General features: G+C 62.7%; 13 protein-coding genes and 3 tRNA genes. 2 read left to right on the top strand and 14 right to left on the bottom strand.

Going from position 1 to position 13859, the window contains the following annotated elements:
* Positions 1–24 precede the first annotated feature (24 nt).
* From R3355_RS16950 to gspE, 12 genes are all read right to left on the bottom strand, one after another.
* Positions 25–101: transfer RNA gene (locus R3355_RS16950), tRNA-Asp, on the bottom strand.
* Positions 102–201: 100 nt separating this feature from the next.
* Positions 202–278: transfer RNA gene (locus R3355_RS16945), tRNA-Asp, on the bottom strand.
* 35 nt (positions 279–313) lie between these two features.
* Positions 314–389, bottom strand: a tRNA-Val gene (locus R3355_RS16940).
* A gap of 147 nt (positions 390–536) precedes the next feature.
* Positions 537–1061: a type II secretion system protein M gene (locus tag R3355_RS16935; RefSeq protein WP_318962234.1), complete on the bottom strand. Its 525-nt coding sequence runs from the start codon at positions 1059–1061 to the stop codon at positions 537–539.
* On the bottom strand, positions 1058–2194 hold the full coding sequence (gspL, locus tag R3355_RS16930) for a type II secretion system protein GspL (RefSeq protein ID WP_318962232.1): 1137 nt from the start codon (positions 2192–2194) through the stop codon (positions 1058–1060). Before gspL ends, R3355_RS16935 begins: the two co-directional genes overlap by 4 nt.
* Complete coding sequence (gene gspK / locus R3355_RS16925) at positions 2194–3156, bottom strand: type II secretion system minor pseudopilin GspK (protein WP_318962230.1); 963 nt, start codon at positions 3154–3156, stop codon at positions 2194–2196. The genes gspL and gspK overlap by 1 nt, the downstream gene beginning before the upstream one ends.
* Positions 3153–3824: a type II secretion system minor pseudopilin GspJ gene (gene gspJ, locus R3355_RS16920; protein ID WP_318962229.1), complete on the bottom strand. Its 672-nt coding sequence runs from the start codon at positions 3822–3824 to the stop codon at positions 3153–3155. The genes gspK and gspJ overlap by 4 nt, the downstream gene beginning before the upstream one ends.
* Positions 3821–4213 (bottom strand): type II secretion system minor pseudopilin GspI, encoded by a 393-nt coding sequence (gene gspI / locus R3355_RS16915; RefSeq protein WP_318962227.1) that lies wholly within the window; start codon positions 4211–4213, stop codon positions 3821–3823. The genes gspJ and gspI overlap by 4 nt, the downstream gene beginning before the upstream one ends.
* Positions 4210–4761, bottom strand: coding sequence for a type II secretion system minor pseudopilin GspH (gspH, locus tag R3355_RS16910; RefSeq protein ID WP_318962225.1), 552 nt, complete (start codon positions 4759–4761; stop codon positions 4210–4212). The genes gspI and gspH overlap by 4 nt, the downstream gene beginning before the upstream one ends.
* Before the next feature lie 17 nt (positions 4762–4778).
* Complete coding sequence (gene gspG / locus R3355_RS16905; protein WP_318962224.1) at positions 4779–5255, bottom strand: type II secretion system major pseudopilin GspG; 477 nt, start codon at positions 5253–5255, stop codon at positions 4779–4781.
* Positions 5256–5274: 19 nt separating this feature from the next.
* Positions 5275–6492 (bottom strand): GspF family T2SS innner membrane protein variant XcpS, encoded by a 1218-nt coding sequence (gene xcpS / locus R3355_RS16900; protein ID WP_318947782.1) that lies wholly within the window; start codon positions 6490–6492, stop codon positions 5275–5277.
* A gap of 13 nt (positions 6493–6505) precedes the next feature.
* Positions 6506–7993: a type II secretion system ATPase GspE gene (gene gspE / locus R3355_RS16895; RefSeq protein WP_318962223.1), complete on the bottom strand. Its 1488-nt coding sequence runs from the start codon at positions 7991–7993 to the stop codon at positions 6506–6508.
* Positions 7994–8381: 388 nt separating this feature from the next.
* On the opposite strand from gspE, the gene R3355_RS16890 reads away from it, so the two are divergent.
* Both R3355_RS16890 and gspD read left to right on the top strand, forming a co-directional pair.
* Positions 8382–8996, top strand: coding sequence for a type II secretion system protein N (locus tag R3355_RS16890; protein WP_318962222.1), 615 nt, complete (start codon positions 8382–8384; stop codon positions 8994–8996).
* Positions 8997–9000: 4 nt separating this feature from the next.
* Positions 9001–10950, top strand: a complete 1950-nt coding sequence (gspD, locus tag R3355_RS16885; protein WP_318962220.1) for a type II secretion system secretin GspD — start codon at positions 9001–9003, stop codon at positions 10948–10950.
* A gap of 65 nt (positions 10951–11015) precedes the next feature.
* Here gspD and R3355_RS16880 read toward each other — a convergent pair whose 3' ends face one another.
* Together R3355_RS16880 and purF are read right to left on the bottom strand one after the other, a co-directional pair.
* Complete coding sequence (locus tag R3355_RS16880; RefSeq protein ID WP_318947787.1) at positions 11016–12227, bottom strand: O-succinylhomoserine sulfhydrylase; 1212 nt, start codon at positions 12225–12227, stop codon at positions 11016–11018.
* Between the two features lie 101 nt (positions 12228–12328).
* A complete protein-coding gene (gene purF / locus R3355_RS16875; protein ID WP_318962219.1) occupies positions 12329–13834 on the bottom strand; it encodes an amidophosphoribosyltransferase in 1506 nt (501 codons plus the stop codon).
* Positions 13835–13859: the final 25 nt, after the last annotated feature.

The raw sequence follows: 13859 nt of genomic DNA, 5'->3' as shown, positions 1-13859 counted from the left end.
ATCGCTACCTGAGGGCTTCATATATGGCGCAGCGGACGGGACTCGAACCCGCGACCCCCGGCGTGACAGGCCGGTATTCTAACCGACTGAACTACCGCTGCGTGTCGGATGGGCTTGCACCCAAAGAACTCTTGCTTCATCTGGCAGAGCAGCTGTATCAGCCCCTCCACCTCATATCGAGCGAACCCGACATGGGAAATATGGCGCAGCGGACGGGACTCGAACCCGCGACCCCCGGCGTGACAGGCCGGTATTCTAACCGACTGAACTACCGCTGCGCGTCGGTCGGACTTGCGTCCGAAATCACAAAGAGTGGTGGGTGATGACGGGATCGAACCGCCGACCCTCTGCTTGTAAGGCAGATGCTCTCCCAGCTGAGCTAATCACCCTTCGCTTTGTGAGGCGCGCAATTTACGGGTGGGACGAACCTAAGTCAATACTCTGCTTAAAGTTTTTCTCAAAAACGGGAAATATCACGATAGCGACCCAAGGCCAGAACGATTCGCAAGGTCCTGCGCTGGCCCAGACACGCCGAATTAAAATGCCACACTCAAGGTCAGCCTTGCCGCCACGCGATTGTCCGCAGTGCGATCCAGACCCGCCTCGGCAATCCGCACGCCCTGCTGTTCCAGCCGAGTGAACCAACGCAAGAGCTGGGCGAATGCCGCCGGCTGCAGGCTAACCTGCAGCGAACCCCCGCTGTCGCTGTCCAGCCGCTCTATGAGCAAGCCCTGCTCGGCTGCACTGGCGGTAACCAGGCCTTGCAAGCGCGCCGGATCGAGGCTGACCTGCGGCTGACTCGCCAGGCTGCGCGCCAACGGCGCCTGTGCCTGCAGGTAGGCGTACAAAGCGCGCTCCTGAGTAAAGGCACTGCGTGCCGCCGTCACCCCCTGCCGCGCAGGCTGCCAGAGCAGCAAATACACCAGCGTCAGCAGCACAAACAGGGCCAACAGACCTAGAGCCAGGCGCTCACGGGGCAACAGAGCACGCCAGCGCTGCAGCGGCAACGAACCTTGCAATCGCGCCGTGAATGGCGTCTTCGACTCGCTCAAGTTGTTCATCCTCCAATCACCAGGCGTGCGCTGACTCCTGCCGCCTCACGACTTGCCGACCCCAGCTGCACCCTCAGGCCAGCCGCTTGCAGGCGTTCGCGCAAGCGCTCCAGCTCAGCGAAGCCCTGCGCCTGAATCTGCATGGCCAGATCGCCGCGAATGGCGCTGAAATCCACTTGTTGCACCTGCACAGGCTCACCGTCGAGCGCCATGGCCTGAGTCACCTGAGCAAGCATGCCGAGCAAGCGCCCCTGGCCACTGCCACCTCCCGCGGCCAAGTGCTGGTCCAGTTGCGCCCGCAGATCGACCAGCTTGCGATCCTCGGGGAACAGTTCCTGATAAAGCGCCTTGCTGGCCTGGGCATAGGTCTCGGCCTGCTGCTGCAAATGCCAGCCCTGAGCCAGATTGAAGCCCCACTGTAAAACCAGCCACAAACCGAGCAACCCGAACAAGGGACGCCAGCGCTGCCATTGACCCGCGTTTTGTTGTGGCGCGAATTCGCCCTGGGCCAGATCATTGCTCAACGCCTGCTGCGCCAGCCAGCCATAGGCATCGGCCAGTTCCAGACATTCATCCAGCGGCACCAACCCGGCCTGCTGCGCCGAGCGATAGCCAATATGCGGATGGGGGCAACGCGCCGCCAGCGCCAACCATGATTCGGCACTCAGCGCCATGCGCGCCACCCCTTCTCCGCCGAGTAACCAGCGCGAACCCAGGTGCAGCAACTGGGTGCCCTGGCGTGGCAGCAGATCGGCATCCACGGCAATCGCCCGTGGCGCTACCGGGCACAGCGCCAGCCAGTCCGCCAGCCAACTGCGGCGCACGGCAAACACCCGATGGCGGCCGTCCGCGAGCCGCTCGCCCAAGGCCAGATGCAACTGTTCAATGTCCTCGGCCAGCAACTCCTCCACCGCGTACGGAAGGGCCTGACGCAGCCAGCGAGTCTTTTGCGTCGGCAGGCGCACGGCGCAGGCCGTTACCGCCTCGACCGGCAGAACCAGGGTCCAGGCCTCGGCCAACCCGGCCAGCGCCTCGGCAAACGGCAGGCACTCGCTATCGCCTGCGCGCACCCGCTGCACCGGCAACTCCGCCAAGGCGCCGGCACAGGCCGCAGGCGGCAGAAACACACACAACTGATTCATCACTCGACTTCCTCGACAGGTGCAGGCGGCACCCCGCTCTGCCCCAGATCACGGGATAGGACATACAGCTTGCCATCGCTGGCGCGCTGCAGGGTACTGCGTAAAACCTGACGGCGCTCGCCCACGCTGACCTCACTGATCACCTGAAAATACTGGCTGCCAACCGCCAACCCCTGACTCTGCACGCTCAACCCCGGCAATTGCGCGAGAAAACTCGGCACATCGACATAGCCCTGACCGGCACGCCGGGCAACCAGCCCCTCGGCCGTGCTCAGCGGCAAGCCCTCGGCCAGACTCGCCAGCACCCGGGCACTGGCGGTGTTGACATTCAAGGCCGCATCCGTCGGCAAGGCGCTGACCCAGGGCAACAGCCGCTGATAATCGGTCTCGCTCATCTCCAGCAACAGGCGCAATTCGGACACATCGACCAGCGTCCGGTTGGCGGCGCGATAGGCCGGCTGTACCAACAAGTATTGATTATCTTCGGCACCATAGCCGCCACTCGGCTCCTGATCGGCATCCAGCCAGTCGAGCAGCCGCTCGGCATAGGGCGCATCGATTTGCAGGCCGAGCAGCAGACGACGAAACTGCCCCAGCGCTGCCTCATTGGCCTGCCCCTGACGCACCAGGCTGTTGAGGTTGAAACGCCCCGTCGGGTCGAGGATACGCACGCGCAACTCACCACCTTCATCCAGGGCGAAGGGCACCAGCGGCTGCGCCCAGGGCTCACCCAGATGATCCACGGGCGCACGCGGGTCGCCTTGCTGCAGATCGCGCCGCAACACGGCCTTGGCCAGGGTTTCGCCACCCAGGGCGTAATGCCAGGCCTGGCGTACATGCAACTGGTTGGCGCTGCTGCGAATTGACAATTGCTGACGCGCGATAATCCCGGCGCACACCACAGTCGCCACCGCCACCACCAGCATCACGGTGATCAGCGCCACGCCGCGCTGCGCCTTCATGGCTCGAGCACCTCGTCGGACGCTTCCGGCTCAGCCGCCGCCGGCGCCGCGCCCTCAGGCCGCACATCTGGCAGACGCAACAACCGGCGCAACTCGCCATAGCGGCGATGCTCCAGCACCAGCTCGACTGCCCGGGGCAACGCGGTCAGCTGTGCTTCGCCAGTGCTGCCGGCTGGCGGCCAACTGTCTAGCCAGCTACCGTCGCCGTCCAGGTAACGCAAGCGCACGCCAGTCACCCCGTCCAGCGCCTGCTGCACCTGAGGCTGGCTGTCCTGAGCCTGATCGAGCACATTCCAGTAGCGTCGCTGCCACTGCTCGCCGCTCAGTTGCCAGCGCACCCGCTGCACGCTCGCACGGCTGCGCCCCAGCGGATTGCGCCAGCCGGCGCGACTCAGTTCCACAGCCGCGACCTCGTCCGCCTCGCCATACAGGGCCGGGCGCGGATCGCCAAACGGGTCGCGCACCGGCCGCACAGTAACCTGCAACAGGTCGCGCTCGAAGGCGGCGATGGCGCGCACCAGCTCACGCAACTGCAACTCATGGTTACGGGTGACGCTGTCGGTGCGCAACACACTGGTGAGCATGCGATAGGTCGCCAGCCCGAGCAGGGCAAAAATCGCGATGGCGATCAGTAATTCGAGCAGGGTGAAGCCACGCGTACGCCTCATCGCGAGTCTCCAAGAAAGCCGGTGAGACTGACCACCGCGCGCTCACGCAGATCGCCGCCAGGATGACCGCGTGTCGGGCGCGGCGCCACCCACAGGGTGACCCGGCGCATGCTCGGCTCGCTGGTCGGCTGGATTTCGCTCTGCCATTGCCAGCGCCGCCCGGCGAACTCCAGCTCGCCCTGCTCGCGCCCGTCGCTGGCCGGTGTCTCGACAAGTTGCAACTCGGTCAAGCGATTGTCGGCAATCCACATCGCCAAGGTTTTCTCTTCCAGCCGTGCAGCGGTTTGCAGGCTGCGCGCGCTGGCGGTCAATACGCTGGCGGCGACCAGCGCGAATATGGCCAGAGCCACCAGCACTTCGAGCAGGGTGAAACCTCGGCAACACTTCATCCCGAGTGCCCCGACGGACTATCGACCTCGACCCTGGGCAACCGGAAGCCGTCGCTGGACAGTTGCAACTGCACACCGTCCTTGCGCCGCTCGCGCAGCTGTAAACGAAAGGGGCTGAGTTCGCCACTGGAAAGAATCAACAGCTGCGGGGTTGTTGCTGCCTGTCGCCGCTCGGCTACCGACTGCGGCAATTGCAGCGCCTCACCCTCCAGTTCGATACTCAACTCGGCCCAGGCCGGCAAGCGATATGGCTCGTGATCCAGAGCCTGCCAACGCGCGGTGCCGGGCTGGTACTGCAACACCTGATAGCCCTCTGCACTGAACCGCAAACCGTACTCCCGATTATCCAGCAGCGCTTCGTCGGCCAGTACGCCGATCAATCCGGCCAAGCGTTCGGCTTCGTTACGCAACTCGCGTGCCGGACCGGCGATACCGGTACTGAGTACGGCGAGGCCGATCAGGCTACCGAGAATCACGATGACCACCAGCAGCTCGATCAGAGTAACCCCCCTGACCGGGCCGGATGCGCCAATGCGGCGGGCAAGCATGGCTCAGTCAAGCCCCATCAGAGGTCCCAGCTACCAATATCGGCATCCAGTTCGCTGCCACCCGGCTTGCCGTCGGCACCCAGCGAATAGAGGTCGAAGGCGCCCTTGGTGCCGGGCGCCAGGTACTGATAGACATTGCCCCAGGGATCGACGGGCAAGCGCTTGAGGTAGCCGTCGCGACTCCAGTTCTTCGCCGGCGGATTACCCGTGGGTTTATCCACCAGCGCCTCCAACCCCTGCTGGGTACTCGGGTAGGTATGGTTGTCCAACTTGTACATATCCAGGGCCGCGGAGATGGCCCTGATGTCGCCTTTGGCGACTGTCACCTTGGCCTGATCCGGCCGACTCATGATCTGCGGCACCACCAGGGCGGCGAGAATGCCGAGAATCACCACCACCACCATGATTTCGATCAGGGTGAAACCCGCCTGACGCTGGGCAGACCGAGGCCAAGCGGCCTGCGTTGGTTTGACGGTTCCACCTGCATTTTGCAACGACCTGCTATTCACCTGCTTACCCCACCAACTGATTGAGAGACAAAATCGGCAGCAGAATCGCCAGCACTATGACCAGCACCACTGCGCCCATAAACACCAACATGAAAGGTTCGAAGAGCCCGACCATCAGCGCCACCTGGGCGCCCAGGTCGTTTTCCTGATTGCGTGCCGTGCGTGCGAGCATCTGATCCAGCTCGCCGGAACGTTCGCCGCTGGCAATCATGTGCAGCATCATCGGCGGGAACTGCCCACTGGCCTCCAGCGCCCGGGTCAGGCTACCGCCTTCGCGGACCTTCTGCGCAGCCACGACCACCTGCGCGCGAATCACCCGATTGACTATCACCTCGGCACCAATGGCCAAGGCTTCGACCAGCGGTACACCGCTCTGGGTGAGGATTGCCAGGGTCGAGGCGAAACGCGCGCAATCGGTTGCGCGAATCAATCGCCCGAGCAGCGGCACGCGCAGCAGCAAGTCGTGCCAGCGCAGTTTCACCGCCTCATCGCGAAGCGCCCAACGCAGCGCGAAAAAACCCAACAGCAGCACAATGACCGCCAGCCAGCCCCAGCTCTTGACCCATTCACTCGCAACGATCAGCCCGCGGGTCAGCGTCGGCAGGGTTTGTCCGGAATCGACGAACACCCGCACGATATCCGGCACCACATAACCCAGCAGAAAAGCGACGATCAGCAGCGAGGAGCACATCAGGATCAGTGGATAGAGCAGTGCCAGCTGGATCTTCTGCCGCGATTGCTGGCGCTGCTCGGTGTAATCGGCCAGTTGTTCCAGCACCGGCCCCAGGTGCCCGGCGTGCTCACCCGCGGCCACGGTAGCACGGTACAACTCGGGAAAAGCCGCAGGAAACTCTTTCAGGCTGCTGGCCAAGCCATGGCCCTCCAGCACCCGCGCCCGCACCGCCAGAAGCATGCTCTGGATTCGCGGCACACGGGCCTGGGCCGCCGCAGCACGCAACGCTTCCTCGACTGGCAACGCGGCCTGGATCAGGGTCGCCAACTGGCGGGTAAGCAAGGCCAGATCGCGCGCCGACAGCCCGCGCACCAGACTGAAGTGCCCTCCGCCAGCGGCCTGTTCGCGGGTGCGGGTAGCCTGGACATCGAGCGGCGACAATTGCCGCTCGCGCAGGATTTGCCGCACCTGACGCGCGCTGTCGGCCTCCAGCACCCCCTTGTGCTGGCGGCCCCTGACATCGAGAGCGAGGTATTCGAAGGCGGCCATTAGCGTTCCCGGCTCATTCGTCTTGGGTTACGCGTAGCACTTCTTCCAGGCTGGTCAGCCCTTCCAGCACCTTGCGCCGGCCATCTTCGCGGATGCTTGGACCAAGGCTACGGGCATGGCGGATCATTACCTGTTCCGATGCGCCACTATGGATCAGCGTACGCAATTGATCGTCGAACACCACCAGCTCGTATATCCCGGTACGTCCACGATAGCCCTGCCCATGGCACTCCTCGCAGCCATCTGGGCGATAGAGGGTCGGTGCCTGCTCGGCAGCCACGCCAAGCAGCGCGCACTCCGCAGAATCGGCCTGAAAGGCCTCCTTGCAATGCGGACAGAGAACCCTTACCAGGCGCTGGGCCAGTACACCAAGCAAGGAGGACGACAACAGAAAAGGCTCGATACCCATGTCCACCAGGCGGGTAATGGCGCCTATCGCGCTGTTGGTATGCAGGGTGGAAAGTACCAAATGCCCGGTCAATGACGCCTGCACGGCGATTTCGGCCGTTTCCTTGTCACGGATTTCACCGACCATAACCACATCCGGATCTTGCCGCAGAATCGCTCGCAGACCGCGGGCGAAGGTCATGTCGACCTTGGTGTTGACCTGGGTCTGGCCGATACCTTCGAGGTGGTACTCGATCGGGTCTTCGACCGTGAGGATATTGCGCGTGCGGTCATTCAGGCTGACCAGGCTGGCGTACAGCGTAGTGGTCTTGCCCGAACCGGTTGGGCCAGTGACCAGCAGAATGCCGTGGGGCTTGCGCAACGTCGCCTCCATTGCCTGGCAATCCCGGGCACTCATGCCCAGACGCTGCAAATCGAGGCGTCCGGCCTGTTTGTCGAGCAGGCGCAGCACCACCCGCTCGCCATTGGCCGAAGGTAGCGTAGATACACGGATATCCACTTCGCGACCACCGACCTTGAGGGAAATACGCCCATCTTGCGGGATACGCTTCTCGGCAATATCCAGACGCGCCATGACCTTGACCCGCGACACCAGCAGCGCCGCCAACTCGCGCTTGGGCTCGAGCACCTCGCGCAGGATGCCATCCACACGAAAACGCACGACCAGACGCTTCTCAAAGGTTTCCAGGTGGATATCCGAAGCGTCTTCCTTGATCGCTTCGCCAAGGATGGCGTTGATCAGTCGAATGATCGGAGCGTCGTCTTCCTGCTCCAGCAGGTCTTCGGTTTCCGGCACCTGCTCGGCCAAGGCCGCCAGATCGAGGCTGCCGCCAAGACCTTCGGCCAGCTGCATGGCCCCGGATTCGTGCTGATAAGCCTTGGCCAGCGCCTGTTCGAAAGTTTCGTCGGTCAAGGCTCGCATGGGTAAGAGGCGCCCGGCAAAGCGCTGGACCTCGGCCAGAGCCACCAGCTCGACGGTCGCTCGATGGGCCAGACAGGGTGGATCGGCCTCGATCAGCAAGACCACGCCATGACGCTTGGCGAAGCTGAACGGCAAACGGCGCAGGGGAGCTTCGGTAGGCAGTGCGTTCATCCAGGATAAGCCTTGAAACGGTAACCGGACAGGCGTATCACGACTGATTCTGACCGTTGTACGTCTGCGGTTGCACCGCTTGATGATTATAATTTCCCCGCCCAGGGGCGGAAACACTGGGAGGCTGTGAATAATAACCCGCCTACTGCAACCGCTTCGCCATCCGCTGCTGACGTTGCGCCACGAACGCCTGGAGGCAGCTGCGCAATGGTATTCGATAGCTTCACAATCTCTGAGCTATCTTTAGCACATCATATGGTGCGATACACCACCCTGAAAGGGGACTGTCAAATACTTGCCAAGTGTCTATGATCGACGCGCGAGCCACGCCACATAAGAATAAATTTCGGGAGTAATGCCTTTGCCTCTTTTGGCTACTCGACGCTGGATGCAACGGCACGCTGGCATTCTGCTCGGCGTAGTGGTCATCCTGCTCATGAGCGTCAGCCTGGCCTGGCAAACCGCCGACTGGCTGCGCCTGCTGCGTGCCCCGGCCGTTCTCGGCACGCCGAACGCAGCTAGCCTGAAGCCTTCCACCGCCAGTCAAGGCCTGGAACAATTATTCGGCAGCAGCCAGAGCAGCGATGCGCCACCACCCGCCACCAGTATGCGCCTGACACTGCTCGGCAGCTTCGTGCATGCCGACCCCAAGCGCTCCAGTGCAATCATCCGCTTGGACGGCAATCCGGCACAGCGCTACAACGTAGATAGTGAAGTGATTGGTGGCGTAAGCCTGCATGCGGTCTACACAGATCGCGTAGAGTTGCTGCGCAATGGCCGCTTGGAAAGCCTGGCATTTCCGCGCAGTCGCTCCAGTGATGAGGATACGGCTTACGCGCCGGACGAAGCCGCTACTGACGCGCGGGATCAGCTCGAGCAACTGGAAGCCGACAACCTCGCACAGTTGCGCGAACGCATGGACGCCCTGCGTCAGCAGATGGAGATGTCCGGCACCTTGCCAGCGGACGCCGAACCCACCGACCAGCCTACGGAAAGCAACTGAACCGATGACTCCGATCTTCTCGCACCTCACCTTCGCCCTGCTTGCCGCCGGCTTGGCCTTCAGCGCTATGCCGCTGAATGCCGCGATCACCCCGTCAGCGCCCAGCACCAACCAACAGGAGGAAAGCTGGACCATCAACCTGAAAGGCGCCGACATCCGCGAGTTCATCGAACAGATCGCGCAGATCACTGGCGAAACCTTCATCGTCGACCCGCGGGTCAAAGGCCAGGTCAGTGTCGTATCGAGTACACCGCTGACCCTGAGCGAAATCTATCAACTGTTCCTCTCGGTGATGGCCACCCATGGTTTCAGCGTCATCACCCAGGGTGAACAGGCGCGCATCGTGCCCAACGCCGAGGCCAAGGCCGATGCGGGACAAGGCCGCGCCGCCCCGGATCGCCTGGAAACCCGCCTGATTCAGGTCCAGCACACTTCAGCAACCGAACTCATTCCGCTGCTTCGCCCGCTGGTTCCTCAATACGGTCATCTGGCGGCGGTCACCTCGGCCAACGCCATCATCATCAGCGACCGCAGTGCCAATATTGCCCGCATTGAGGACTTGCTGCGCCAACTCGACCAGAAAGGCGATCGCGATTACAGCGTGCTCGACCTGCGGCATGCCTGGGTCATGGATGCAGCCGAACTGCTCAACAACACCCTGGAACGCGGCCAGGCAAAAGCCTCAGCCGGCATCCAGGTGATCGCCGATTCGCGCACCAACCGCCTGATCATCCTCGGCCCGCCGGCCGCACGCGCCAAGCTGGTCGCCCTGGCGCAATCGCTGGACAGCCCGACCAGCCGCTCGGCCAATACCCGGGTGATTCGCCTGCGTCATAACGACGCCAAGGACCTGGCGGAAACCCTCGGCGATATATCCGAAGGACTGAAAACCCAGAGCGACGGAGAATCCACCGGCAGACCGCAGAACATCCTGATTCGCGCGGACGAAAGCCTCAACGCCCTGGTACTGCTGGCCGATCCGGAGACGGTGGCGACTCTCGAAGACATCGTCCGCCAGCTCGACGTGCCACGCGCCCAGGTGATGGTGGAAGCAGCCATCGTCGAAGTTTCCGGCGACATCAGCGATGCCCTCGGTGTGCAGTGGGCGGTGGATGCCCGCGGTAGCACAGGCGGCCTGGGCGGGGTGAATTTCAGCAACACCGGGCTGTCGGTCGGAACGGCCCTGCAAGCCATCCAGGACCAAAGGAACAACATCGACAACCCGATACTCAACAACCTCCCGGAAGGCGCCATCATCGGCCTCGGCACCGACAGCTTTGGTGTGCTGATCACCGCGCTGTCGGCCAATACCAAGAGCAACCTGCTGTCGACGCCCAGCCTGCTGACCCTGGACAACCAGAAAGCCGAGATCCTGGTCGGACAGAACGTTCCCTTCCAGACCGGCTCCTTCACCACCAGCGCCTCGGGGGCGGACAACCCCTTCACCACCATCGAACGCCAGGACATCGGCGTGACCCTGAAAGTCACCCCACATATCAACGAAGGTGCCAGCCTGCGCCTGGAAATCGAACAGGAAATCTCCTCCATCGCCCCCACCACCCAGGGGATCAATGCCGTGGACCTGATCACCAACAAGCGCTCGATCAAAAGCACCATCCTCGCCGAAGACGGCCAGGTCATAGTGCTGGGCGGACTGATTCAGGACGACGTGACCCAGACCGACTCGAAAGTGCCGCTGCTCGGCGATATCCCCCTGCTCGGCCGGCTGTTCCGTTCGACCAAGGACACCCGCATCAAACGCAACCTGATGGTCTTCCTGCGCCCGACCGTGATCCGCGATGCCGCGGGTCTGGCCGCGCTCTCGGGCAAGAAGTACAGCGACATCCGCGTACTCGGCGACGTACGCAGTGATTACCGCCCCGGCATCCTGCCACGCGATCCCAAAAAACTGTTCGATCGCGACAGCGCGCCGGCCATCGACCTGCGCGAGTAAAGCCTGCATAGCAAAAAGCCCCGCACGAGAGCGGGGCTTTTTCTATAAAGCCTGTACCAACGGCTTCAGAGCGCTGCCAAACCGCGCGCCAGATCGGCCTTGAGGTCGACGATATCCTCCAGACCCACGGCCACCCGGATCAGGTTGTCGCGAATCCCGGCGTTGGCCCGCTCGGCCGGCGACAGACGACCGTGGGAAGTAGTCGCGGGGTGAGCGATGGTGGTTTTGGTATCGCCCAGGTTGGTGGTGATCGAAATCACCCGGGTCGCGTCGATAAAGCGCCAGGCTGCGTCCTTGCCGCCCTTGACTTCGAAACTGACCACCGCCCCGAAACCACTCTGCTGACGCTTGGCCAACGCATGCTGCGGATGGCTGGGCAGCCCTGAATAGTAGACATGCTCGATACCCGACTGCTGTTCCAGCCACTCGGCCAACTGCTGGGAGCTGGCGCAATGCGCCTGCATGCGCACACGCAGCGTTTCCAGGCCCTTGAGGAAGATCCAGGCGTTGAACGGGCTGAGGGTAGGCCCTGCGGTACGCAGAAAGCCCACCACCTCCTTCATCAGCTCGGCCTTGCCGGCGACCACGCCGCCCATGCTGCGACCTTGGCCGTCGATGTACTTGGTCGCCGAGTGCATGACGATATCGGCCCCAAGCTTGAGCGGCTGCTGCAGCGCCGGGGTACAGAAGCAGTTGTCCACCGCCAGCAGCGCGCCTTTGCTGTGGGCTATTTCCGCCAGCGCGGCGATATCAACCAGCTCGGCCAGCGGATTGGACGGCGACTCGACGAACAGCAGCTTGGTATTGGGCTTGAACGCAGCACTCCAGGCTTGCAGGTCGGCCAACGGCACATAATCGACCTGCACGCCGAAACGCTTGAGGTACTTCTCGAACAGGCTGATGGTCGAACCGAACACACTGCGCGATACCAGTACATGGTCGCCGCCGCTGCACAGACTCATGACCATGGCCAGGATCGCCGACATACCGGACGAGGTTGCCACGGCTTGCTCGGCACCTTCCAACGCAGCGATGCGCTCCTCGAAGGCACGTACCGTGGGGTTGGTGTAGCGTGAGTAGACGTTCCCCGGCACTTCACCGGCAAAGCGCGCAGCGGCATCGGCAGCGGTGCGAAACACGTAGCTGGAGGTTGGGTAAATCGCCTCGCTGTGCTCGCCCTCAGGCGAGCGATGCTGGCCGGCGCGTACCGCCAGGGTATCGAAACCCACACCGTCCAGATCGCTATCCAGACGCCCTGCTTGCCATTCTTCGGTCATGCTGCAAACCTCATTACGGCCGGCAGCGCCGACCGTGCCGTGTAGGGTGCGCCACGCGCACCAGCCAAACGCCGGACAGGTTCACCCTGCCCGGCCTGCCGTCAATTGTTGTACAGATCGATAATCGCGCTGACCGCCTGGGACTTGACCTTGGAAAGGTCGTTACGCGCCTGCTCGATCTTGTTCAGGTAAACCTCATCGACATCGCCGGTGACGTATTGACCATCGAATACCGCGCAGTCGAAGTGTTCGATCTTGATCTTGCCGCCACCAACCGCCTCGATCAGATCAGACAGGTCCTGGTACACCAGCCAGTCGGCACCAATAAGCTCGCAGACTTCTTCAGTGCTGCGGTTATGGGCGATCAGCTCGTGGGCACTGGGCATGTCGATGCCATACACGTTGGGGTAACGCACGGCTGGCGCCGCCGAACAGAAGTAGACGTTCTTCGCCCCGGCTTCACGCGCCATCTGGATGATCTGCTTGCAGGTGGTGCCGCGCACGATGGAGTCGTCCACCAGCATCACGTTCTTGCCGCGGAACTCCAGCTCGATGGCGTTGAGCTTCTGCCGTACCGACTTCTTGCGCGCCGCCTGGCCCGGCATGATGAAGGTACGACCGATGTAGCGGTTCTTGACGAAGCCTTCGCGAAACTTGACCCCCAGGTGATTGGCCAGCTCCAGCGCCGAGGTACGGCTGGTATCGGGAATCGGAATGACCACATCGATATCGTGTTCCGGCCGCTCGCGAAGGATCTTGTCGGCCAGCTTCTCGCCCATGCGCAAGCGCGCCTTGTACACCGAGACGCCATCCATGATCGAGTCCGGGCGCGCCAGGTAGACATGTTCGAAGATGCACGGCGAGAGATGGGGATTGCTCGCACACTGTCGGGTCGAGAGTTTGCCGTCTTCGGTGATGTACACCGCTTCGCCCGGTGCCAGATCGCGAATAAGGGTGAAGCCGAGCACGTCCAGCGACACGCTTTCCGAGGCGATCATGTACTCCACGCCTTCATCGGTGTGGCGCTGCCCGAAGACGATCGGACGAATACCGTTGGGGTCGCGGAAACCGACGATGCCGTAACCGGTGATCATCGCCACCACCGCGTAACCACCGATGCAGCGCTGATGTACCTGACTGACCGCGGCGAAGATATCTTCCTCGGTCGGCTGCAACTTGCCGCGCTGGGCCAGTTCGTGGGCAAAGACGTTGAGCAGCACTTCCGAGTCGGAGTTGGTGTTGACGTGACGCAGGTCGGACTCGTAGATCTCCTTGGCCAACTGCTCGACGTTGGTCAGGTTGCCGTTGTGCGCCAGGGTGATGCCGTAGGGCGAGTTGACGTAGAAGGGTTGCGCCTCGGCCGAACTGGAACTGCCGGCAGTGGGATAGCGCACATGGCCGATGCCCATGTGGCCGACCAGTCGCTGCATATGGCGCTGATGGAAGACATCGCGCACCAGGCCATTATCCTTGCGCAGGAACAGCCTCCCATCATGGCTGGTGACGATACCGGCAGCATCCTGGCCGCGGTGCTGGAGGACGGTTAGGCCGTCATACAGCGCCTGATTGACGTTCGATTTACCGACGATACCGACAATGCCACACATGTGACGCAACCCCTACTGAAGTGAA

The sequence above is a fragment of the Pseudomonas sp. genome, assembly GCF_033723075.1.
Lineage (GTDB): Bacteria > Pseudomonadota > Gammaproteobacteria > Pseudomonadales > Pseudomonadaceae > Aquipseudomonas.
The sequence above is the reverse complement of the archived record's forward strand: the minus strand, read 5'-3'. Positions and strand labels throughout refer to the sequence as shown.